The sequence below is a fragment of the Rubrivivax benzoatilyticus JA2 = ATCC BAA-35 genome, from assembly GCF_000190375.1.
GTDB lineage: Bacteria > Pseudomonadota > Gammaproteobacteria > Burkholderiales > Burkholderiaceae_C > Rubrivivax > Rubrivivax benzoatilyticus.
The window spans coordinates 1-21,761 of the sequence record NZ_AEWG01000106.1 but is presented as its reverse complement, the minus strand read 5'-3'; the positions used below and the strand labels follow the sequence as shown (position 1 = coordinate 21,761).

Genomic DNA, 21,761 nt, shown 5'->3' with positions numbered 1-21,761 from the left:
GATGGACGAGGAGCCGCCGCTCGAAGGCGAGTTCGCCGACGCGGTGCCGGCACCCGCCCGCGCGCCGTCGTCGCCCGAGCCCGTGCCCGAACCGGTCGAGGCCATGGCCTGCGAGCCGGCCGCCGACGAGCCGCCTCCCGTCGAACGCCGCCCGCGCCCGGTGCGCCGCGACGAGCCGCCGGCACCGCCGCCGCGCACCCCGCTGGGCGACCGCTGGTATGCGCTGTGCCAGGCGATGGCCGAACGCGGCGCGGTTTCGGCGCTGCTGCGTGAACTGGCCTGGCAGGGCGGCTTGGCCGAAGTCGACGAGACGGCCACGCCGCAACGCTGGCGGCTGCAGGTCGAACGCGAGTCGCTGCGCACCCATGCGCTGCGCGAGAAGCTGACGGCGGCGATGACCGCCGAGCTCGGTGCGCCGGTCGATTTGGTGCTCGAACCCGGCTCGCCCGAGGACACGCCGGCCCGGCGCGACGCCTGGGAGCGCACGCGCCGCCAGCAGGAGGCCGAGCACACCATCCGGCACGACCCGGTGGTGCTGGAGCTGATGCGCCAGTTCCCGACGGCGCGCCTGGTGCCGAACTCGATCAAGCCGGTCTGAGCGGCGCTGCCGCACGACGATAATCCCGCGTTTTCCGCGGCCCCGAGGCCGCCACGAAAGGACACGACGATGATGAAGGGCCACCTCGCCGGGCTGATGAAGCAGGCCCAGGCGATGCAGGAAAACATGAAGCGCGCCCAGGAAGAGCTGGCGCAGCTGGAGGTCGAGGGCCAGTCGGGCGCCGGCCTGGTGAAGGTCGTGATGACCTGCAAGCACGACGTGCGCCGCCTGAGCATCGACCCCAGCCTGCTGGCCGACGACAAGGACATGCTCGAGGACCTGGTCGCCGCCGCGTTCAACGACGCCGTGCGCCGTGCCGACGAGATCAGCGCCGAGAAGATGGGCAAGCTGACCGCCGGCATGCCGATGCCGCCGGGCATGAAGTTCCCGTTCTGACCTGCTGCCCGTGGCCGACACCGCGCTCGACGCGCTGATCGAGGCGCTGCGGCGGCTGCCGGGTGTCGGCCAGAAGTCGGCGCAGCGCGTCGCCTTCCACCTGCTGCAGCACGACCGCGATGGCGCGCGCCGCCTCGCGCATGCGCTGGACGTGGCTGCCGAGCGTGTGCACCACTGCGCGCGCTGCCACACCTTCACCGAAGACGAGGTCTGCCCGGTCTGCCGTGATCCCGAGCGCGACGGCCGGCTGCTGTGTGTCGTCGAGACGCCGGCCGACCAGCACGCGCTGGAACGCAGCGGCGGCTACCGCGGCCTGTACTTCGTGCTGATGGGCCGGCTGTCGCCGCTGGACGGCGTCGGCGCCGGCGACATCGGCGCCGCCGAGCTGATCGAACGTGCCAGCGACGGCACGGTGCAGGAGGTCATCCTGGCCACCAGCTTCACCGCCGAAGGCGAGGTCACCGCACACGCGCTGGCCCAGGCGCTGCGCGCCCGCGGCCTGAAGGTCACGCGCCTGGCACGCGGCGTGCCGGCCGGCAGCGAGATCGAATACGTCGACCTGGGCACGATCGCCCACGCGCTGGTCGACCGCCGCTGACGCGGCGGCTCAGCCCGCCCGCCGAAGACCGAGAAGACCGGGGTCAGGTCTCGTAAGACCTGACCCCACGAGACTGCGGGAGACCGGGGTCAGGTCTCGTGAGACCTGACCCCAGGCTGTCCAGGCTGTCTGACCCCAGCCTGTCGCAGCGGTCTCAGACGCGAGCCGCCGGCCGCGTCCGGTAGAAGCTCACCGGCTGCGCCTTGGCCTCGCGCAACACGCTCTTCCTGATGCGGCCGACGACGTGCATCTCGCAGGGCTTGCAGTCGAAGCGCAGCGTCAGGCGCTCTCCGCCGGAGACCAGCGTCAGCGGCTCGGCGCGCACCGTGCCCTGCACGCCGATCACGCCCTTGGCCTGCTTGGGGCACAGCGACAGCGACCAGCGCACGCAGTGGCGCGTGATCATCAGGCTGACCTCGTCGCTGCGCTCGTGGCTCTCGTAGGCCGCTTCGATCACCTTGACGCCGTGGCGGGCGTAGAACGCCGCCGCCTTCGTGTTGTGCACGTTGGCCAGATAGCTCAGCGTGTCCTCGGGGTAGGGCGCCGGCGGGTCCTTCGGCGTCGCGCGCGGCAGCGGCTCGAAGGCCGCGGCGCGGGCCGCTTCCAGGGCCGCGACGGCGTCGCGGCGCAGCGCGTTGGCCACCGAGGCCGGCACGAACCACGGCGAAGCGATGTCGACGCCGCGCGCCTCGAAGATCGTGCCGCCCAGGCGGGCCAGGTTCTCGCGCAGCGTGGCTTCGTTGCGTGCCGCGTCCTTCGGCCGCTGGTGCTCGTGCACGACCTCCGCATGCGCGTAGTGGCCGTCGGCGTCGACGAGCTGCAGCACGAAGCCTTCGCCGCTGGCCTCGAAACGCAGGTCGACCGGGATCAGGCGTTCGGCCGACTTCTTCTCCAGCAGCCGGTCCCAGGCCATGTCGCGGTTGCGGCTGATCGCGGCGTCGCGGCGCAGGTCCTTCAGCGTCTCGATCGGGGCGTTCGGCTGCACGCGCCAGGTGCGGCCGCCCAGCGGCGTCGCGACGTTGACCGGCACGCCCTGCAGCTCGCCCTGGCGGTCCCACCAGGTCAGCGCGTCGCCGTTGTTCAGCGCCGCCGAGGCGTCGGTGAGCACGAGGTCGAAATGGTCTTTGCCGACGCGTGTGACGTGGCCGATCTCGACGCCGGCGTGTTTGGGCGTGTCGAAGGCGCCGATGTCGCTCTGGCGGCCGTTGACGAAGTAGTCGGTCGCGCCGCGGTTGAAGCTGCGTGCCGGGTCGGGCGTGAAGGTGTAGCGGCAGCGGCCGCTGGAGGCGGCGCGCAAGTCGGGGCGTTCGTCGAGCAGCCGGTCGAGCAACTGGCGGTAGTGCGCGGTGACGTTCTTCACCGTGCCCATGTCCTTGTAGCGGCCCTCGATCTTGAAGCTGCGCACGCCGGCTGCCACCAGAGCCGGCAGGTTGGCGCCCTGGTCGTTGTCCTTCAGCGAGAGCACGTGCTTCTCGTGCGCGACGATGCGGCCCTGGGCGTCGGTCACCGTGTACGGCAGCCGGCACTCCTGCGAGCACGAGCCGCGGTTGGCGCTGCGCCCGGTGTGCGCGTGGCTGATGTAGCACTGGCCGCTGTAGGCGACGCACAGCGCGCCGTGCACGAAGAACTCCAGCACGACGCCGGGCGCGGCGGCGGCGATGGCCTGCACCTCGGCCAGCGTCAGCTCGCGCGCCAGCACCAGCTGCGAGAAGCCGGCGTCCTGCAGGAAACGCGCTTTCTCCGGCGTGCGGATGTCGGTCTGCGTGCTGGCGTGCAGCTGGATCGGCGGCAGGTCCAGCTCCAGCAGGCCCATGTCCTGGACGATCAGCGCGTCGGCGCCGGCGCGCCAGACGTCCCAGGCCAGGCGGCGCGCGTCTTCCAGCTCGTCGTCGCGCAGGATGGTGTTCAGCGTGACGAAGACGCGCGCGTTCCAGCGGTGCGCATGGCGCGCCAGGCGTTCGATGTCGGCCAGCGCATTGCCGGCCTTGTCGCGCGCGCCGAAGCTCGGGCCGCCGATGTAGACGGCGTCGGCGCCGTGGTTGACGGCTTCGATGCCGACGTCGGCGTCGCGCGCCGGCGCGAGCAGTTCCAACGTGTCGCGCACGGAATGGACCACCCCCGAAGCGCCTTCGGCGCTCCCCCTCAAGGGGGCGCCGCCGGTGTCCCGGCAGAGCCGGTCCACGGCGGCTGCTTGATGTTCCTGCGGCATTCCGGCTATGAGCGGCTTGCGCTCAGCCGCGCAAGCGCTGGGCCGCGCCGTCGATCGACGCCTTCAGCTCGTCGTAGTTGCGGTTCACCGGGAACTGCGGGAACTGCGCGACGATGCTCTCCGGCGGGTGGATGAAGAAGCCGGCGTCGGCTGCGCCGAGCATGCCGGTGTCGTTGTACGAGTCGCCGGCGGCGATGACCTGGAAGTTCAGCGACTTCAGTGCGTTGACCGCGTGGCGCTTCTGGTCGGGCTGGCGCAGCTTGTAGTCGGCGACGTAGCCCTCGGCGTCGATCTCCAGCCGGTGGCAGAACAGCGTCGGCCGGCCGAGCTGGCGCATCAGCGGGTCGGCGAACTCGTAGAAGGTGTCCGACAGGATGATCACCTGGTAGCGCGAGCGCAGGTCGTCGAGGAACTCGCGCGCGCCGGGCAACGGCGCCATGCCGGCGATGACGTCCTGGATGTCGGCCAGCTTCAGGCCGTGCTCGCGCAGCATCGCCAGGCGCCAGCGCATCAGCTTGTCGTAGTCGGGCTCGTCGCGTGTCGTGCGCGAGAAGGCGGCGATGCCGGTGCGTTGCGAGAACGCGATCCAGATCTCGGGGACCAGCACCCCTTCGAGGTCGAGGCAGACGACTTTCATGGGGCGCGATGCTAGCGCAGCCGCTCGCCGCGTCGGCGCCGCGGAGGCCGTGATTTGTCCACGACCGGCCGGTCGTCAAGACCCCATCGAACGTCGGAAGCGCGATGCGGCCGGCGTGCCGCCGCTATGCTGCCCGGCTGCACAACCGATGGAAACGTGATGGCCGAGGGCAAGGCCGACGGCCAGGAGCCGGCCGGCGCCGAACTGCTGGACAAGGTACGCCGCGAACTCTCGCGCCAGCAGACGCGCGCCGAGGGGCCGCTGTACCGCGTCGTCGAGGTCGGTCGCGACAGCGACGGGCGGCTGGTCAAACACGCCCAGATCTGGCACAGCGACCTGTCGGTGGCGCGGCGTTTCGGCCGTGCGCTGGCCGCGAACTCGGTCGCCCAGCAGGTCACCGTGACCGACGCCGCCGGCAACATCCTCGAGGAGATCTCCCCGCCGCCGCCCGGTGTGCTGCCGCCGGGCTGGGACGGCTGGCGTGACCTGCCGCTGCCGCCGCTGCCGCGGCCCAAGCCGGCGAAACCCAAACCCACCTTCGGCAGCGTGCCGGCGGCGCTGGCGCGCTCCCATCCGCCGGCACCGCCTTCGCCGCCGCCGGTGCTGCCGGTGCTCGGCGCGGCACCGGCCGAAGCTCCGGCCGAACCGCTGCCTCAGACGATGCTGTCGCAGCCCGGCGAGGCCGCGTCGCCACCGGCGGCCAAGTCCGGCCCCGACGACGACGTCGAGATCGTCCTGCCGACCTGAGCTACTCGGCGCTGCCCAGCGTCACCGTCACGCTGCGCGACTGGCCGGCGCGCCAGACCGTCAGCGTCACGCGTTCGCCCGGCTGGCGCGTCTCCAGCAGTGACAGGATGTCGTCCAGGCTGTCGACCGCTTCGCCGGCCACCGCGGTGATGACGTCGCCGGCGACGATCTGCGAGCCGCGACCACGCTGGAAGGGTTTCAGCCCCGCCTTGGCCGCCGGGCTGCCCGGCTGCACCTGCACCAGCGGCACGCCGCGCGGCAGGCCCAGCGCGCGTGTCAGGTTGGCCGGCCCGGCGGTGACGCCGATCGCCGGGCGCAGGAAACGCCCGTCGCGGATCAGCCGCGGCACGATGCGGTTGACCTCGTCGACGGGAATTGCGAAGCCGATGCCGGCGCTGGCGCCGCTGGGGCTGGCGATCTGCGTGTTCACGCCGATCAGCCGGCCGGCGCTGTCGAGCAGCGGGCCGCCGGAGTTGCCGGGGTTGATCGCCGCGTCGGTCTGGATCACGCCGCGGATCGTGCGGTTGTTGAAGGACTCGATCTCGCGGCCCAGCGCGCTGACGATGCCGGTGGTCAGCGTCTGGTCCAGGCCGAAGGGATTGCCGATCGCGTAGACCCGCTGGCCGACACGCAGCTCGCGGCTGGAGCCGATGGCGATCGGCGGCAGCTTCTCGCGCGGCGCCTTGATGCGCAGCACCGCGAGGTCGCGGTCGGGGAAGGCGCCGACGAGTTCGGCGTCGAGGCTCGTCTGGTCGGCCAGCGTCACCTGGGCGCCGCTGCCGCCCTGGATGACGTGGAAGTTGGTGACGATGTGGCCCGCCTCGTCCCAGACGAAGCCGGTGCCGGTGCCGGCCGGCACCTGCTGCACGTTGAGCGAGAAGAAGTCGCGCCGCGCCGCCAGCGTCGTGATGTGCACGACCGAGGGTGATGCCTTGCGGAAGAGTTCGATGTGGGCCGTCTCCTCGGCCGACAGCGCGCCGCGTGGCGTGATCGGCCGCGGGCCGGCTTCGGTGCGCGCCTGCAGCGGCAGCGCCAGGCTGGCGAGGAGGAAGGCGAGGGCGATCGGCGTGTGTCTCATCGTTGATGCGGGGCCGGGCGGCCCCCACGTGGCCTTGTCGGCGCCGATTTTCTCAGCTGGAGTGCGGGGTCAGGTCTTGTGAGACCTGACCCCAGCCTGCCGCCGTTCAGCTGACGGAAGTCGGTGGGGAAGTCGGGGTCAGGTCTTATGAGACCTGACCCCAAGCCGCCTTATGAGACCTGACCCCAAGCCTCCGTTCAGCTGACGATGTACGAGCCGGCGCCGGTGGCGATCAGTTGGCCGCTGTCGTCGACCAGCCGCATCTGCGTCGAGCCGACACGCCCGCCCAGGCGCGTGACCTCGGCCTGCGCGACGTAGCGCGGCGCCAGCCCGGGGCGCAGGAAGTCGGTGCGCAGGTCGATCGTGCCCATGCGCGCAAAACGCTGCAGCACCTGCTGGGCGTCGTCGGCGGGGTGGCGTTCGGCGATCGCGACCATCAGCGCCAGCGCGCCGGTGGCGTCCAGCGTCGCCGAGATCGCGCCGCCGTGCAGGCGCTGGTGCAGGAAGTGGCCGATCAGCTCGGGTCGCATCGTGAACGACAGCCGCACGTCGCCCGGCGCCAGCGACTCGACCTTCAGCCCGAGCACGCGGTTGAAGACGATCTGCTGCTCGAACATCTCGGTGAAGGCCGCTTCCAGCCGCTGCTGCTCGGCGGCGCTGCGGCGGGCGGCGGGTGTCGTCGTCACGGTGCGAGTCCCAACCGGGCGCGTGCCTGCGCCGGTGTCGCAATCGCACGCCCGGCGCGGCGCGCGCAGTCGGCCAGCGCCTCGATCAGCTCGCCGTTGCCGCGTGCGCGCCGGCCGTCGGGCAGGTAGAAGGTGTCCTCGAGCCCGGTGCGCAGCATGCCGCCCAGCTCGGCGGCGCGCTGGTGCACCGGCCAGATCTCGGCGCGGCCGATCAACGTCGCCTGCCAGACGGCGCCCGGCGGCGCGTAGCCCGGCAGCAGCGCCAGCAGCGCGGCGTCGCAGGGCATGCCGCTGGCCACGCCCATCACGAAGTTCAGCTCGGGCGTGCCGTCGACCAGGCCGGCCTTCGCGAACAGGCCGACGCTGCGCACGATGCCGACGTCGAAACACTCGAACTCCGGGTGCGTGCCGCATTCGCGCATCACGGCGACGAACCGTTCGATCTTGTCGACCGGGTTGTCGAAGACCATCGGCGGCCAGGCCCAGCGGCCGTCTTCGCGCAGCTTCAGGTAGTTCAGGCTGCCAGCGTTGCAGGCCGCGATCTCGGGGCGCACGCGGCGGATGCAGGCCGCCGGGCCTGCTATGTCGGGGCCGAGCACGCCGGTCGTCAGGTTGAGGATGACGCCGGGGCAGGCCGCGCGGATCGCGTCGCAGACGGCGGCGGCGACCTCCGGGTCCCAGCTCGGCATGAAACCCCGGCCCGGCGCCTGGTCGCGCAGATGCACGTGCATCACGCTGGCGCCCGCGTCGAAGGCGGCACGCGCCTCGCGCGCCATCTGCTCGGGTGTCACCGGCACCGGATGCTGGTCGGGGTTCGTCAGCACGCCGGTCAGCGCGCAGGTCAGGATCGCGGGTTCGAGGCTCATGCGTCCAGCTCCAGTTCGACCAGCAGCGCCCCGGCGGCGACCGGGTCCTTGGCGGCGGCGTGCACCGCGCGCACGAGGCCGGCGGCGCCGGCCTCGAGCCACATCTCCATCTTCATTGCCTCGACGCAGGCCAGGCGCTGGCCGGCCTCGACGCGGTCTCCCGGCGCGACCAGCACCTGGGCGACGACGCCGGCGACCGGGGCGCGGGCGCACGACGCGTCGCTGGCGGTGTCGGTGCCCGGCCACGGCGAGGCCTCGGCGAACGCGAACACGTCGCCATCGACGACGAGATGCAGCGTGTCGCCGTCGCGCAGCGCGACGGCCTGGCGCTGCATGCCGTCGTGCCACCAGCGCACGCGGCCGTCGGCGTCGAGCTCGAGGACGCGGACCTCGTCGGGCGGCGCGCGCAGCGTGCGGCGCTCGCCGGCGCAGTCGACGACGAGGTCGAGCCGGGCGAGGCCGGCTGGCCGCAGCGGGGGGGCGGCCGCAAGGCGGGGGCACGCAAGGCGGGGTCGCGCAAGGCGGGGTCAGGTCTCGTGAGACCTGACCCCAGGCTTCCCGCACCGCCGACCGATCCGGGGTCAGGTCTCGTGAGACCTGACCCCAGGCTTCCCGCACCGCCGAGCAGCGCCGCCGCCAGCTGCCAGACGGCCTCCGGCGGTTGCGGGCGCCGCAACAGCGGCTCGCCGGCCGCGGCCCATTCGTCCAGCCGCGTCGTCGTCATCCGCGCGCCGGTGAAGTCCGGGTGCGCCAGCAGCTCGCGCAGGAAGCGCGCGTTGTGGCGCGGGCCGACCAGCACCGCGTCGGCCAGCGCGCGGCGCAGCCGGCGCAGCGCGTCGGCGCGGTCGCGGCCGTGGGCGACGAACTTGGCAACCATCGCGTCGTAGTACGGCGGCACCTCGCCGCCCTCGGCCAGGCCGTGATCGACGCGGATGCCGGCGTCCGCCGGCCGCCAGCGCAGCACGCGCCCGGTCTGCGGCGTCCAGCCGGCGTACGGGTCCTCGGCGTAGAGCCGCGCTTCGACGGCGTGGCCGTCGAAGCGGATTTGCTCCTGTGTCAGTGGCAGCGGCTCGCCGGCGGCGATGCGCAACTGCCATTCGACGAGGTCCAGCCCGGTGATCGCCTCGGTGACCGGATGCTCGACCTGCAGCCGGGTGTTCATCTCGAGGAAGAAGTGCCGGCCCTCGGCGTCGACGACGAACTCGACGGTGCCGGCGCCGCGGTAGCCGACGGCCAGCGCGGCGGCCACCGCGTCGCGGCCCATCGTGGCGCGCATCGCCTCGCCGACGATCGGCGAAGGCGCTTCCTCGACGACCTTCTGCCGCCGGCGCTGCGCCGTGCAGTCGCGTTCGCCCAGGTGCACGGCCTGGCCATGGGCGTCGGCGAAGACCTGGACTTCGACGTGGCGCGCGCCGGTGATCAGGCGCTCCAGCATCAGCCGGCCGTCGCCGAAGGCGCTCTCGGCTTCGCGCCGCGCGCCGGCCAGCGCCGCGGCCAGTTCGCCGGGCTGGCGCACCAGGCGCATGCCGCGCCCGCCGCCGCCGGCCACGGCTTTCACCAGCAGCGGCAGGCCTAGGGCTTCGGCTTCGGCGGCCAGACGCTCGTCGCTCTGGTCGTCACCCAGGTAGCCCGGCGCGCAGGGCACACCCGCCGCCAGCATGCGGCGCTTGGCGCCGGCCTTGTCGCCCATCGCGCGGATCGCCTCGGCCGGCGGGCCGATGAAGACCAGCCCGGCGGCCTCGACCGCTGCGGCGAAGTCGGCACGTTCGGACAGGAACCCGTAGCCGGGGTGCACGGCGTCGGCACCGCTGCGGCGCGCGGCGTCCAGCACCGCGGCGACGTTCAGATAGGACTCCGACGCCGGCCCCGGCCCCAGACGCACCGCGACGTCGGCCTGGCGCACGTGCGGCGCGCCGGCATCGGCATCGCTGTAGACGGCCACCGTGCGGTAGCCCAGCCGGCGCGCCGTGCGTTGCACGCGGCAGGCGATCTCGCCGCGGTTGGCGACGAGCACGGTCTCGAACGGCCGGCTCATCGCGGCGCCCAGGCCGCGGGGCGGCGTTCGAGGAAGGCCGTCGTGCCTTCGACGCCTTCGGGCCCCAGTGCGGCGCGCGAGAACACCTCGGCGGCCTGCGCCACCAGCGCCGTGGCGGGCTGCCAGCGCGCCTGCGCGACCAGCGCCTTGCTGGCGGCCACCGCGCCGGGCGCGCAGCGCAGGATGTCGTGCAGCACCGCTTCCAGCGCATGGTCGAGCGCGCCGGTGGCGTGCAACTCGTGCACCAGGCCGACGGCCAGCGCCGCGTGCGCGTCGAGCTTGCCGCCGCAGACCGCCAGCCGCCGCGCCTGCGAGGGCCCGAGCCGTTCGACGAGGAAAGGCGCGATCTGCGCCGGCACCAGCCCCAGCGAGGTCTCGGGCAGGCGGAAGACCGCGCTGGTGGCGGCCAGCACGACGTCGGCGACGCAGGCCAGGCCGAGGCCGCCGCCCATCACGCTGCCTTCCAGCAGCACGACGGTGGCCAGCCCGGTGGCGGCGAACGCGGCGCAGAGCTCGCCGAAGGCGGCGCTGACCTTCTCGATCGCCTTCGGGTCCTGGTCCAGCCGGGCGCGTGCCGCGGCCATGTCGGCGAGGTCGGCGCCGGCACAGAAGTGGCCGCCGGCACCGCGCAGCACGACGACGCGCACGCGGCCGCCGGCTTCGGCCTCGGCCAGCGCCGTGCGCAGCGCCAGCACCATCTCCAGCGACATCGCGTTGCGCACTTCGGGGCGCGACAGCGTCAGCGTCAGCACGCCGCGGCCGTCTTCGTGGGCGACGACAGCCGTGCTCATCGGCGCCCCGGCAGCGTGTTCTCGAGCTTGCAGATGATGCCCAGCATCACCTCGTCGGCGCCGCCGCCGATCGACACCAGGCGCGAGTCGCGCCAGGCCTGCGAGATCGGGTTCTCCGGCGTGTAGCCCATGCCGCCCCAGTACTGCAGGCAGCTGTCGGTGACTTCGCGCGACAGCCGCCCGCACTTCAGCTTGGCCATGCTCGCCAGCCGCGTGACGTCCTGGCCGGCGACGTAGAGCTCGACGGCGCGGTAGGTCAGCGCGCGCAGCGCCTCGACCTCGGTGCGCAGCTCGGCCAGGCGGTAGTGCACGACCTGGTTGTCGAGGATGGGCTTGCCGAAGGCCTGGCGCTGGCGGGTGTAATCGATCGTCAGGTCGATCAGCCGGTCCAGGCTCTTCAGCGACGAGGCCGCGCCCCACAGCCGTTCCTCCTGGAACTGCAGCATCTGGAAGGTGAAGCCCATGCCTTCCTGGCCGATCAGGTTGCGCCTGGGCACGCGCACGTTGTCGAAGAACAGCTGCGCGGTGTCGCTCGAATGCATGCCGATCTTGCGGATCTTCTGCCGCGTGATACCGGGTGCGTCCATCGGCACGACGATCAGGCTCTTGTTGCGGTGCGGCGGGCCGTCGCTGGTGTTGGCCAGCAGGCAGCACCAGTCGGCCTTGAGGCCGTTGGTGATCCACATCTTCGTGCCGTTGATGACGTAGTCGCCGCCTTCGGCGCGCGCCGTCGTCTTGACCGCGGCGACGTCGCTGCCGCCGCCGGGTTCGCTGACGCCCAGGCAGGCGACGTAGTCGCCGGCGATCGTCGGCACCAGGACTTCGCGTTTCAGCTCCTCGCTGCCGAAACGCGCCAGCGCCGGCGTCGCCATGTCGGTGTGCACGCCGATGGCCATCGGCACGCCGCCGCAGTGGCAGGCGCCCAGGGCCTCGGCCATCACCATCGAGTAGCTGAAGTCCAGCCCGGCGCCGCCGTATTCGGCCGGGTACTTCAGCCCCAGCAGCCCCAGGTCGCCGAGCTTCTTGAAGACCTCGTGGCTGGGGAACTCCTCGGCCGCCTCCCAGGCGGCGACGTGCGGGTTCAGCTCCTTGTCGACGAAGCGGGTGACGATGTCCTCGATCTGGCGGTGTTCGGGCGTGAACTGCATCGGGTGTCTCCTCGGGTTCTCGTGGATCAGAAGCGCGCGACGCCGAAGGCGTTGGGCCGCAGCGTGCGGCGCGCCGCCTCGGCGGCCAGCGTCAGGCACAGGCCGAGCACGCGGCGCGTGTCGCGCGGGTCGACGATGCCGTCGTCCCACAGCCGTGCGGTGCCGAACAGCGCCGTGCTCTCGGCGTCCAGGCGGCGGCGCAGCGCGTCGCTCATCGCCGCCAGCGCGCTCTCGTCGGCGGGCAGGCCCAAACGTTCGAGCTTCTGGCGGTTCAGCAAGTCCATCACCTGCGCCGCCTGGGCGCCGCCCATCACCGCGGTGCGTGCGCTGGGCCAGGCAAAGATGAAACGCGGGTCGAAACCGCGCCCGCACATGCCGTAGTTGCCGGCGCCGTAGCTGCCGCCGAGCACGACGGTGAACTTCGGCACGCGCACGTTGGCCACCGCCTGGATCATCTTGCTGCCGTGTTTGATCGCGCCGGCGCGTTCGGCCTCGCGCCCGACCATGTAGCCGGTGGTGTTCTGCAGGAACACGAGCGGCGTGCCCGACTGGTCGCACAGCTGCATGAACTGCGCCGCCTTGGTCGAGCCGGCGGGCTGGATCGGGCCGTTGTTGCCGACGAGGCCGACGTCGTGGCCCATCAGCCGCGCGTGGCCGCAGACGGTGTCGGGTGCGTAGGCGGCCTTGAACTCGAGGAATTCCGAGCCGTCGACGAGACGCGCGAGCACCTCGCGCACGTCGTAGGGCGTGCGCTCGTCGGCCGGCACGACGCCCATCAGTTCCTCGGCCGGGTACAGCGGCTCGTGGGCGGCGGGCGCGGCGCCGACCGTGTCCCAGGGCAGGCGGCCGAGCAGCTCGCGCGTCAGCTCGATCGCGTGCGCGTCGTCCTCGGCCAGGTACTCGCCCAGGCCGGTGACCTGGGCGTGCAGCTCGGCGCCGCCGAGTTCTTCATCCGTCGCGTCCTCGCCGATCGCGGCCTTCACCAGCGGCGGGCCGGCGAGGTAGATGCTGGAGCGGCCGCGCACCAGCACGACGTAGTCCGACAGCCCCGGCAGATAGGCGCCGCCGGCCGTCGACGAGCCGTGCACGACGGCGATCTGCGGGATGCCGGCCGCCGACAGCCGCGCCTGGTTGGCGAAGCTGCGCCCGCCGTCGACGAAGATCTCGGCCTGGTACATCAGGTTGGCGCCGCCCGACTCGACCAGCGCCACCAGCGGCAGCTTGTTCTCGCGCGCCAGCTCCTGCGCACGCAGCGCCTTCTTCAACCCCATCGGCGCGACGGTGCCGCCCTTGACGGCGCTGTCGCTGGCGGTGACGAGCACGCGCCGGCCGGCGACGGTGCCGATGCCGACGATGGCGCCGCCGCCGAGCACGCTTTTCCTGCCGTCGTCGTCGTGCATGCCCAGGCCGGCCAGCGGCGACAGCTCGAGGAAGTCGCTGCCGCGGTCGAGCAGGCGCGCGACACGTTCACGCGGCAGCAACTGGCCACGCGCGGCGAACTTCCCGGCCTTGCTGGCCGACTCGGCGACGACCTTGGCTTCGAGCGCACGCACCTCGGCCAGGCGCTCGTGCATGCGCGCCGCGTTGGCCGCGAAGGCGGGCGAACGCGGGTCCAGCCGCGAGACCAGCGCGGGCATCAGCGCAGCACCTCGGGCGTCGTCGCGCGGTGGAAACCGTCGAACGGTGTCGAGCGCGCCGTGCGGCCCAACGGGAAGCTCTGGTTGCCCAGCGGCGCGCCGCCGTCGATCGGCAAGGTGACGCCGGTGATGAAGGCTGCGGCGGGCGACAGCAGGAAGACGATGGCCGCACTCACTTCGGCCTCCACACCCAGCCGGCGCAGCGGCACCTCGCCGGCCAGCGAGGCGATGATCGGCTTCATCTCCGGGCCGTAGCGGTCCAGGCCGCTGGAGGCGATCCAGCCCGGCGCGACCGCGTTGACCCGCACACCGGCGTGCGCCCACTCGAAGGCCGCGCTCATCGTCAGGTTGGCCATGCCGGCACGCGCCGCGCCGCTGTGGCCCATGCCGGGCATGCCGTTGCGGAAGTCGGCGGTCATGTTGACGATCGCGCCGCCCGTGCCCTGCATGCTCTGCAGGAAGACCTCGCGCATCATCAAAAAGCCGCCGGTCAGGTTGTTGGCGACGACGGCGTCGAAGCCTTTCTTCGAGATCGCCAGCAGCGGCGCCGGGAACTGGCCGCCGGCGTTGTTGACGAGGCCGGCGACCGGGCCGTGCTCGGCGACGACGCGGCCGACGGCGGCCTTGACGGCTTCTTCGTCGCGGATGTCGAGCACGACGGTCTCGCAGCGGCCGCCGTCCTCGGCGATCTCGGCGGCCACACGGGCCAGCTTGTCGGCCTGGCGGCCGCTGACGACGACGGTGGCGCCCAGCGCCGCCAGTTCGTGCGCGACGCAGCGGCCGATGCCGCTGCCGCCGCCGGTGACCCAGTGCAGCTGTCCGGCGAACAGGCCGGGACGGAACACGCTGCGGTAGCCGGACTCGTTCATCGCGCCTCGCCGTCGTGGTGATGCGGCGGCATTAGGCGTCGAGGGTTACGTTAACGTCAACCGGGTTACGGGTTGGTGATTTCCATGATCTCAACGGAATGCCCCCCGGCTACGATGCGCCGCACCAACCCAGGGAGCCCCGATCCGATGGACCTGCAAGCCTGTACCGAGGAACTGCGCCGCAAGGTCGGCGAGGCCAGCGGCCTGAACGCGACGCTGAAGTTCGACTGCGGCACCGACGGCGTCGTCGTCATCGACGGCCGGGCGGTGCCGAACACCGTCGACAACGTCGACCGCGACACCGACTGCACCGTCGGCATCACGCATGACAACCTGGTGGCGATGATCAAGGGCGAGCTGCAGCCGGCGACCGCCTTCATGACCGGCAAGATCAAGGTCAGCGGCGACATGAGCGTCGCGTTGAAGCTCCAGCGCATCGTCTAGCATCCGTCGATGCTCGACACCCCGGATCGACCCGATGACGCCGCCGCGCAGGCGGTGGTCGCGTCGCACCGCGACACCGACACCGGCGAGCTGTTCGGCATCACCGAGCTGTGCCGCGAGTTCGGCATCACGCTGCGCACGATCCGCTTCTACGAGGACAAGGGGCTGCTGGCGCCGCGGCGTGTCAACGGCGCCCGCGTCTACACCCGTCGCGACCGCGCGCGGCTGGCGCTGATCCTGCGCAGCAAGGCGATCGGCGCGTCGCTGGCCGAGATCCAGCACTACCTGGATCTCTACGGCGACAACGGCGAGGGCCGTGTCCAGCAACTGGCCTACGTCGTCGAACGCACCGACCTGGCGATCCGCGACCTCGAGGCCAAGCGCGCCGGCCTCGACGCGACGCTGGCCGAGCTGCGGCTGATCAACGAGACCGCGCGCCGCCAGCTCGACGGCGGCTGAACGCGTTCGCGTTCTGGTGCGTTGTCTGTTTTTTGGACTACCATGAGACCGTAGTCCAATACTGGATGTCATGCGCCTCGTTGCCGCCGAATCCGCTCCTGCGTTTGCCGACGTTTCCGACGAACGTCTGGCCGCGGCCGGCCTGCGTGCCTTCGTGCGCATCGCCGAGGCCTGGGGCCTGAGCGTCGACGAGCAGCTGGTGCTGCTGGGCCAGCCGGCGCGCTCGACCTTCTTCGCCTGGCGCCAGCACCCCGAGAAGGCGCGGCTGTCGCGCGACACGCTGGAGCGCCTGTCCAACCTGCTGGGCATCTACAAGTCGCTGCAGATCCTGCTGCCCGAGCCGGCCGCGGCCGACGCCTGGGTGCGCCAGCCCAACAGCGCCGAGGCCTTCGGCGGCCGCAGCGCGTTGCAGCGCATGCTGGCCGGCAACGTCGGCGACCTCCACTTCGTGCGCCGCTACCTCGACGGCGTGCGCGGCGGCGGCTGGTCCTGAACACGCCCGACGTCCGCCGCGTCCGCTGGACGCAGGCCTGCCGCATCGTGCCGACCCGCTACCCGTCGGTGACGCTGTTCGACCGTGTCGCCGACGCCGAGGACTTCGATGCGCTGTACGCGCTGGAGGCGCTGACCAACGAACGCCTGCGCGAGGAGCTCGGCCACGTCGAGCGTGTGCCGCGCGCCGAGCGTGTCTTCGGCCCCGGCAGCGGCCCGGTGATGGCCGCGTTCACGCACGTCAACCCCGAGGGCAGCCGCTTCTCCGACGGCCGATGGGGCGTGTTCTACGCGGCGCGCGAACGCGAGACGGCGATCGCCGAGACGCGCCACCACCACGCACGTTTCCTCGCCGCCACGCGCCAGCCGCCGATGCACCTGCCGATGCGGCTGTACCACGTGGCCATCGACGCCCGGCTGCACGACCTGCGGCCGCCCGGCGCCGTCGACGACGCGGTCTACGCGCCGGGCGATTACAGCGCCTCGCGTGCGCTGGCCGCCACGCTGCGCGCTGCCGGCTCGCACGGCGTCGTCTACCGCAGCGTGCGCCACGCCGGCGGCGAATGTGTCGGCCTGTTCCGCCCGCGCGGCGCCGGGCCCTGCCTGCACGCCGCGCACCTGCTCTACGCCTGGGACGGGCAGGGCTTCGCCGACGTCTACGAGAAGACGGCATGAGCCCTCGCGCAGAACGTTTCGACCGCCTGGACGCGCTGCGCGGCGCGGCCATCGTCTGGATGGCGGCCTACCACTTCGTGTTCGACCTGAACCACTTCCGGCTGCTCGACCCGCGCCAGGACTTCTTCGGCGACCCGTTGTGGACCGTGCAGCGAACCTGCATCGTCAGCCTGTTCCTTTTCTGCGCCGGCCTGGGCCAGGCCGCGGCGCTGGACGCCGGCCAGCGCTGGCCGCGTTTCTGGCGCCGCTGGGCGCAGGTGGCGGGCTGCGCGCTGCTGGTCAGCGCCGGCTCGGCGACGATGTTCCCGCACAGCTGGATCAGCTTCGGCGTGCTGCACGGCATCGCGCTGATGCTGATCGTCTCGCGCCTGGCGGCGCCGCTGGGGCGCTGGTTGTGGCCGCTGGGCGCCGTGGCGATCGTGCTGCCGTTCGTCTGGCAGCACCCGTGGTTCGACACACGCTGGAGCAACTGGGTCGGCCTCGTGACGCACAAGCCGGTCACCGAGGACTACGTGCCGCTGCTGCCCTGGCTGGGCGTGATGCTCTGGGGCCTGGCGGCCGGGCAGTGGGCGCTGGCGCGGCGGCGCGGCTGGTTCATCGGGCCGCTGTCGCGCGGGCTGGCGCCGCTGGCGCTGCTGGGGCGCTGGTCGCTGTCGTTCTACATGGTCCACCAGCCGGTGTTCATCGGCGCGCTGACGGCGCTGCTGTCGCTGGGGCTGATCGGACGCTGATCGGCGCGCCCGCCGGGCGGCTACGATGCGCGCCTTCGTCCTGCCGGCCTTTCGGCGGGCGCTTTCCCAGGTGAACCCCGTGAGCAACAAGGTCCTGTTCGGCTTCCACGCCGTGACCGTGCGGCTGAAGACCGCGCCGCAGTCGGTCAAGGAGATCCACGTCGACGCGACGCGCCGCGACGCGCGCATGCGCCAGTTCGTCGAACGGGCCGAAGCCGCCGGCGCCAAGCTGGTCGACAGCGACGGCGAGCGCCTGACCCAGCTCGCCGGCAGCGGCCGCCACCAGGGCGTGGTGGCGCGCGTGACGCCGCTGGCGACTACGCATTCGCTGGACGACGCACTGGACGCCGCGGTCGGCGCGCCGCTGGTGCTGGTGCTCGACGGCGTCACCGACCCGCACAACCTCGGCGCCTGCCTGCGCGTGGCCGACGGTGCCGGCGCCTGCGCCGTCGTCGCGCCCAAGGACCACGCGGTGGGCCTGAACGCGACGGTGGCCAAGGTCGCCAGCGGTGCCGCCGAGACCGTGCCCTACCTGATGGTGACCAACCTCGCGCGTTCGCTGGGCGAGATGAAGGAGCGAGACATCCGCGTCATCGGCACCTCCGACGACGCGACGAAGACGATCTACGACGTCGACCTCAGAGGCCCAGTGGCGCTGGTGCTCGGCGCCGAGGGCCACGGCATGCGCCAGCTGACGCGCAAGACCTGCGACGAGCTGGTGCGCATCCCGATGCAGGGCGCGGTCGAGAGCCTGAACGTCTCGGTGGCCGCCGGCATCTGCCTGTACGAGGCGCTGCGCCAGCGTTCGCGCTGAAGCCGCGCCGACCTGTCGCAAGCTCGCGCCGGCGGCCACTGGCTACACTGCCGGGATCACCGAATTCCGAGTTTCAACATGCCTGTCATCGAAGTCCGTCATCCGCTGGTGCGCCACAAGGTCGGCCTGCTGCGCGAGAAAGACATCTCGACGAAGAAGTTCCGCGAGCTGACCAACGAGATCGCGCGCCTGCTGGCCTACGAGGCGACGGCCGACTTCCCGCTGGAGCCGATCGAGATCGACTGCTGGAGCGGCCCCGCGACGATCGAGCAGATCGCCGGCCGCAAGGTCACGGTGGTGCCGATCCTGCGCGCCGGCATCGGCATGCTCGACGGCGTGCTCGACATGGTGCCCAACGCCAAGGTCAGCGTCGTCGGCCTGTCGCGCAACCACGAGACGCTGCAGCCCGAGCACTACTTCGAGCGTTTCGTCGGCCACCTCGACGAACGCACCGCGCTGATCGTCGACCCGATGCTGGCGACGGCCGGTTCGATGATCGCGACGATCGACCTGCTCAAGCGCCGCGGCTGCAACGACATCCGCGCGCTGGTGCTGGTGGCCGCGCCCGAAGGCATCAAGGCGCTGGACGCCGCGCACCCCGACGTGCGCTGCTGGACGGCGGCCATCGACAGCCATCTCGACGAGAACGGCTACATCATCCCCGGCCTCGGCGACGCGGGCGACAAGATCTTCGGCACGAAGTGATGGAGCCCCCGGCCGCCTGGCGGCCGGCCTTGCAGGCCGCGCGGGGCCGGTGGCCCCGCTCTTCGCCAAGCGTGAGCCGTCCACCGGACGACTCACGTCCGGGCTCAGCCCCGAGGGGGCAACCTGACCGGACCGGGAGACCCGGATCCGGTCAGGCGCGTTGACACCGCCGCTCCCCCTGACCGCCTGCGGCGGTCTGTCCCCGAGGGGACGAATTCCGAGCCTGCTCGCTGTTCGCGTTAGCGGAGCACCTTCAGCGCAAGATGGGGTCAAGCGCAAGATGGGGTCAGGTCTTGAGAGACCTGGCCCCGGACTTCTGACCCCGGACCTCCTGACCCAGACTTCTTCAGACTTCTGACCCCGGACCTCCGCAAGGTGGGGTCAGGTCTTGAGAGACCTGACCCCAGACTTCCCAGACTTCCTGAGAGACCTGACCCCAGACTTCCAGACTTCTTCAGACTTCTGCCCCCGGACCTCGGCCGTGAATCCGGGCCCGCCTCGCCTCAGCGCAGCACCTTCAGCGCGTCCGGGTTGACGATGTTCGTCGGGTTGTTGTTGACGAAGTTGATGACGTTGTCGAACGCGGCGCCGAAGTAGGTTTCGTAGCTGTCCTGCTCGACGTAGCCGATGTGCGGCGTGCAGACGGCGTTTTCCAGGCGCAGCAGCGGGTGGCCCTGGAGGATCGGTTCGCTCTCGAAGACGTCGACCGCCGCCATGCCGGGGCGGCCCTTGTTCAGCGCCGAGACGAGAGCGTTGTCCTCGACGAGCTCGGCGCGCGAGGTGTTGACGAACAGCGCCGTCGGTTTCATGCGCGCCAGGTCGTCGAGCTTGACCATGCCGCGTGTCGTCTCGCCCAGGCGCAGGTGCATGCTGAGCACGTCGCTCTGCTCGAAGAAGGCCTCGCGGCTCTCGGCGGCCAGGTGGCCGTCGGCCAGCGCATGCGCGCGCGACTCCTCGCTGCCCCAGACCATGACCTGCATGCCGAACGCGCGGCCGTAGCCGGCGACCATGCGGCCGATGCGGCCGTAGCCCCAGATGCCCAGCGTCTTGCCGTGCAGCACCATGCCGATGCCGAAGTTCGGCGGCATCGACGCCGACTTCAGCCCCGACTGCTGCCAGGCGCCGTGCTTGAGGTTGCCGATGTACTGCGGCAGCCGGCGCATCGAGGCCATGATCAGCGCCCAGGTCAGCTCGGCCGGCGCCACCGGCGAGCCGACACCTTCGGCCACCGCGATGCCCAGCCGCGTGCAGGCGGCAACGTCGATGTGCGGCCCGACGCGCCCGGTCTGCGAGATCAGCTTCAGCCGCGGCAGCTTCTCCAGCAGCGCCCGCGGGAAGTGCGTGCGCTCGCGGATCAGCACCAGCACGTCGGCGTCGCGCAGCCGCACCGACAGCTGGCCGATGCCCTTGACCATGTTGGTGAACACCTTCGCGTTCAGCGGCTCGAGCCGCGCCGCGCAGCGCAGCTTGCGCACCGCGTCCTGGTAGTCGTCGAGGATGATGATGTTCATGGGCGTCTGGGCGCATTGTCGCGGGCGACGGCGCACATCGTGCCGGACCCCTCGGCGCGTGGGCGTGGCCGCCCGGGGGATGCCGGGCGCGCCGGCCTCAGCGCGGCTTCTTCGCGTTGGATGAGGTCGACGCCTTGGCCTTGGACGCTGCGGTCCGGGTCTTGGCCGCCGGAGCCTTGGCCTTGACCTTCGCCGAGGCCGTCTTGGCGGCCGGGCGCTTGGCCTTGGCCGGTCCGGAGGCGACCATCACGACGATCTTCTGCCCCGGCTTGAAGCTCGCGCGCGGGCCGACGTCGTTCCACTGCGCGACCTGCGCGGCGCTGACCTTGTAGCGCCTGGCCACCGTGGCCACGGTGTCGCCGCGGCCGGCCTTGAGCGTCAGCTTGCGCAACGGCCGGGCCTCGGGCGCCAGCACCATCATCGCGTTCTCGGCGACGTGTTCCTTGACGTTCTCGGTGGCGTGCGCGGCACGCAGCACGAGCAGCGTCGAGCCCACCTTGACCAGCATGCGCGGCGGGATGCGGTTGACCTCGCGCAGCTGGGCCTCGGGCATGCCGACCTGGCGCGCGGCCTCGGCCGGCTTCAGCGTGCGCGGCGCGACCCAGGCCGTCCAGGTGGCCAGCGGGCCGCGGTGCTCCTTGAGCCGCTCGACGAAGTGGTTGGCGTTGTCGTAGGGCAGCAGCACACGCGGCGTCGCCGCAGCCAGGATCACCGGCTTGTTCATCTGCGGGTTCAGCGCCTGGAACTCCTCCAGCGACAGCCCGGCCAGGCGCGCGGCGAGCGCGACGTCGATGTCGCGCTCGATCGGCACGCTGAGGAAGAACGGGTGGTTCTGCAGCGCCGGCAGCGTGATCGAGTAGGCCTCGGGGCGCAGGACCAGGTTCTTCACCGCCTGCAGCTTGGGCACGTAGTTGCGCGTCTCGGCCGGCATCTTCAGCGACGCGTAGTCGGTGGGCTTGCCGGCCTTGAGGTTGCGCGCGATGGCGCGCTGCACGTTGCCCTGGCCCCAGTTGTAGGCCGCCAGCGCCAGGTGCCAGTCGCCGAACTGGCCGTACAGGCGCTGCAGATAGTCGAGCGCGGCGCGCGTCGAGGCCAGCACGTCGCGGCGGTCGTCGCGGAACAGGTTCTGCTTGAGCTCGAAGTCGCGGCCGGTCATCGGCATGAACTGCCACATGCCGGCGGCGCGGGCGCTGGACAGCGCCTGCGGGTTGAACGCGCTCTCGATGAAGGGCAGCAGCGCGAGCTCGGTCGGCAGGCCGCGACGCTCGACTTCCTCGATGACGTGGAACAGGTAGCGGCCGCCGCGTTCGGCCATGCGCTGCACGTAGTCGGGCCGCGTGGCGTACCACTGCTCCCACTTGCGCACGTAGTCGTCGTCGAGCTCGGCCATCGTGAAGCCGCCGCGCACGCGCACCCAGAGGTCGTTGTCGGCGGCGGCAGCGTCGGCGTGGGTCGCGTCGGACACGGTGGCGGGCTCGCCCTCCAGCGGCGGGGCGGGCACCAGCTCGGGTTGGCGCTGGCCGTCGCGCGAGAGGATCAGCGCGCCCGGGGTCGGGCCGTCGGCCCGGCGCGCGGCAGAAGACGTCGGGGCGGCCGGCGTCGCGGCCGCAACCGGCGCGGCGGCGTCGCCGGCGG

Annotated in this window: 23 protein-coding genes and 1 pseudogene; 11 read left to right on the top strand and 13 right to left on the bottom strand. The window is 71.9% G+C overall.

All coding sequences use genetic code 11. From position 1 onward, the window contains the following. From RBXJA2T_RS12845 to recR, 3 genes and pseudogenes are all read left to right on the top strand, one after another. Window positions 1-598, top strand: a pseudogene (locus RBXJA2T_RS12845) (DNA polymerase III subunit gamma/tau); the annotation flags it as partial. Between the two features lie 69 nt (window positions 599-667). Then, the gene (locus RBXJA2T_RS12840) at window positions 668-994 is read left to right on the top strand and encodes a YbaB/EbfC family nucleoid-associated protein (protein ID WP_009857816.1); all 327 of its coding nucleotides are present in this window, start codon (window positions 668-670) and stop codon (window positions 992-994) included. A gap of 10 nt (window positions 995-1,004) precedes the next feature. Then, the gene (gene recR, locus RBXJA2T_RS12835; RefSeq protein WP_009857815.1) at window positions 1,005-1,592 is read left to right on the top strand and encodes a recombination mediator RecR; all 588 of its coding nucleotides are present in this window, start codon (window positions 1,005-1,007) and stop codon (window positions 1,590-1,592) included. A gap of 154 nt (window positions 1,593-1,746) precedes the next feature. On the opposite strand, the gene RBXJA2T_RS12830 is transcribed toward recR, so the two are convergent. After that, complete coding sequence (locus RBXJA2T_RS12830) at window positions 1,747-3,696, bottom strand: peptidase U32 family protein (RefSeq protein WP_029718800.1); 1,950 nt, start codon at window positions 3,694-3,696, stop codon at window positions 1,747-1,749. Window positions 3,697-3,823: 127 nt separating this feature from the next. After that, on the bottom strand, window positions 3,824-4,438 hold the full coding sequence (gene thrH, locus RBXJA2T_RS12825; RefSeq protein ID WP_009857813.1) for a bifunctional phosphoserine phosphatase/homoserine phosphotransferase ThrH: 615 nt from the start codon (window positions 4,436-4,438) through the stop codon (window positions 3,824-3,826). 159 nt (window positions 4,439-4,597) lie between these two features. Between thrH and RBXJA2T_RS12820 the strand changes: the two genes are divergently transcribed. Continuing rightward, window positions 4,598-5,185 carry a hypothetical protein gene (locus tag RBXJA2T_RS12820; RefSeq protein ID WP_009857812.1) on the top strand — a complete coding sequence of 196 codons (588 nt, stop codon included), beginning with the start codon at window positions 4,598-4,600 and terminating at the stop codon, window positions 5,183-5,185. Between the two features lies 1 nt (window position 5,186). Here the strand turns inward: RBXJA2T_RS12820 and RBXJA2T_RS12815 are convergent, their stop codons facing one another. From RBXJA2T_RS12815 to RBXJA2T_RS12780, 9 genes are all read right to left on the bottom strand, one after another. Next, window positions 5,187-6,263: a S1C family serine protease gene (locus RBXJA2T_RS12815; RefSeq protein ID WP_009857811.1), complete on the bottom strand. Its 1,077-nt coding sequence runs from the start codon at window positions 6,261-6,263 to the stop codon at window positions 5,187-5,189. A gap of 197 nt (window positions 6,264-6,460) precedes the next feature. Continuing rightward, complete coding sequence (locus RBXJA2T_RS12810) at window positions 6,461-6,949, bottom strand: thioesterase family protein (protein WP_009857810.1); 489 nt, start codon at window positions 6,947-6,949, stop codon at window positions 6,461-6,463. Then, a complete protein-coding gene (locus RBXJA2T_RS12805) occupies window positions 6,946-7,815 on the bottom strand; it encodes a beta-keto acid cleavage family enzyme (RefSeq protein WP_009857809.1) in 870 nt (289 codons plus the stop codon). Before RBXJA2T_RS12805 ends, RBXJA2T_RS12810 begins: the two co-directional genes overlap by 4 nt. Next, window positions 7,812-7,991, bottom strand: coding sequence for an acyl-CoA carboxylase biotin carboxyl carrier protein subunit (locus RBXJA2T_RS20950; protein WP_081467631.1), 180 nt, complete (start codon window positions 7,989-7,991; stop codon window positions 7,812-7,814). The genes RBXJA2T_RS12805 and RBXJA2T_RS20950 overlap by 4 nt, the downstream gene beginning before the upstream one ends. Next, on the bottom strand, window positions 7,928-9,850 hold the full coding sequence (locus tag RBXJA2T_RS12800; protein WP_009857807.1) for an acetyl-CoA carboxylase biotin carboxylase subunit: 1,923 nt from the start codon (window positions 9,848-9,850) through the stop codon (window positions 7,928-7,930). The genes RBXJA2T_RS20950 and RBXJA2T_RS12800 overlap by 64 nt, the downstream gene beginning before the upstream one ends. After that, on the bottom strand, window positions 9,847-10,641 hold the full coding sequence (locus RBXJA2T_RS12795) for an enoyl-CoA hydratase/isomerase family protein (RefSeq protein WP_009857806.1): 795 nt from the start codon (window positions 10,639-10,641) through the stop codon (window positions 9,847-9,849). The genes RBXJA2T_RS12800 and RBXJA2T_RS12795 overlap by 4 nt, the downstream gene beginning before the upstream one ends. Further along, window positions 10,638-11,789 carry an acyl-CoA dehydrogenase family protein gene (locus RBXJA2T_RS12790; RefSeq protein ID WP_009857805.1) on the bottom strand — a complete coding sequence of 384 codons (1,152 nt, stop codon included), beginning with the start codon at window positions 11,787-11,789 and terminating at the stop codon, window positions 10,638-10,640. The genes RBXJA2T_RS12795 and RBXJA2T_RS12790 overlap by 4 nt, the downstream gene beginning before the upstream one ends. A 26-nt stretch (window positions 11,790-11,815) precedes the next feature. After that, window positions 11,816-13,426 carry an acyl-CoA carboxylase subunit beta gene (locus tag RBXJA2T_RS12785; protein WP_009857804.1) on the bottom strand — a complete coding sequence of 537 codons (1,611 nt, stop codon included), beginning with the start codon at window positions 13,424-13,426 and terminating at the stop codon, window positions 11,816-11,818. Next, entirely contained in the window at window positions 13,426-14,295 is an 870-nt protein-coding gene (locus RBXJA2T_RS12780; RefSeq protein ID WP_009857803.1) for an SDR family oxidoreductase, read from the bottom strand. Before RBXJA2T_RS12780 ends, RBXJA2T_RS12785 begins: the two co-directional genes overlap by 1 nt. A 147-nt stretch (window positions 14,296-14,442) precedes the next feature. Between RBXJA2T_RS12780 and RBXJA2T_RS12775 the strand changes: the two genes are divergently transcribed. The 7 genes from RBXJA2T_RS12775 (at window position 14,443) to upp (ending at window position 18,615) form a co-directional block, all read left to right on the top strand. Beyond that, window positions 14,443-14,739, top strand: coding sequence for an SCP2 sterol-binding domain-containing protein (locus RBXJA2T_RS12775; protein ID WP_009857802.1), 297 nt, complete (start codon window positions 14,443-14,445; stop codon window positions 14,737-14,739). A gap of 9 nt (window positions 14,740-14,748) precedes the next feature. Further along, window positions 14,749-15,198, top strand: a complete 450-nt coding sequence (locus RBXJA2T_RS12770; RefSeq protein ID WP_009857801.1) for a MerR family transcriptional regulator — start codon at window positions 14,749-14,751, stop codon at window positions 15,196-15,198. Between the two features lie 70 nt (window positions 15,199-15,268). Continuing rightward, a complete protein-coding gene (locus RBXJA2T_RS12765; protein ID WP_009857800.1) occupies window positions 15,269-15,691 on the top strand; it encodes an MbcA/ParS/Xre antitoxin family protein in 423 nt (140 codons plus the stop codon). Window positions 15,692-15,738: 47 nt separating this feature from the next. After that, window positions 15,739-16,365, top strand: coding sequence for an RES family NAD+ phosphorylase (locus RBXJA2T_RS12760; RefSeq protein ID WP_009857799.1), 627 nt, complete (start codon window positions 15,739-15,741; stop codon window positions 16,363-16,365). Further along, complete coding sequence (locus RBXJA2T_RS12755) at window positions 16,362-17,096, top strand: acetyltransferase domain-containing protein (RefSeq protein WP_009857798.1); 735 nt, start codon at window positions 16,362-16,364, stop codon at window positions 17,094-17,096. The genes RBXJA2T_RS12760 and RBXJA2T_RS12755 overlap by 4 nt, the downstream gene beginning before the upstream one ends. 25 nt (window positions 17,097-17,121) lie before the next feature. Next, a complete protein-coding gene (gene rlmB, locus RBXJA2T_RS12750) occupies window positions 17,122-17,910 on the top strand; it encodes a 23S rRNA (guanosine(2251)-2'-O)-methyltransferase RlmB (protein ID WP_009857797.1) in 789 nt (262 codons plus the stop codon). Window positions 17,911-17,988: 78 nt separating this feature from the next. Next, on the top strand, window positions 17,989-18,615 hold the full coding sequence (gene upp, locus RBXJA2T_RS12745) for a uracil phosphoribosyltransferase (RefSeq protein WP_009857796.1): 627 nt from the start codon (window positions 17,989-17,991) through the stop codon (window positions 18,613-18,615). Window positions 18,616-19,118: 503 nt separating this feature from the next. Here the strand turns inward: upp and RBXJA2T_RS12740 are convergent. Both RBXJA2T_RS12740 and RBXJA2T_RS12735 read right to left on the bottom strand, forming a co-directional pair. Further along, a complete protein-coding gene (locus tag RBXJA2T_RS12740) occupies window positions 19,119-20,126 on the bottom strand; it encodes a D-2-hydroxyacid dehydrogenase family protein (protein WP_009857795.1) in 1,008 nt (335 codons plus the stop codon). A 97-nt stretch (window positions 20,127-20,223) separates the two neighbouring features. Continuing rightward, a partial coding sequence (locus RBXJA2T_RS12735) for a transglycosylase SLT domain-containing protein (RefSeq protein ID WP_009857794.1) occupies window positions 20,224-21,761 on the bottom strand: 1,538 nt, incomplete at its 5' end.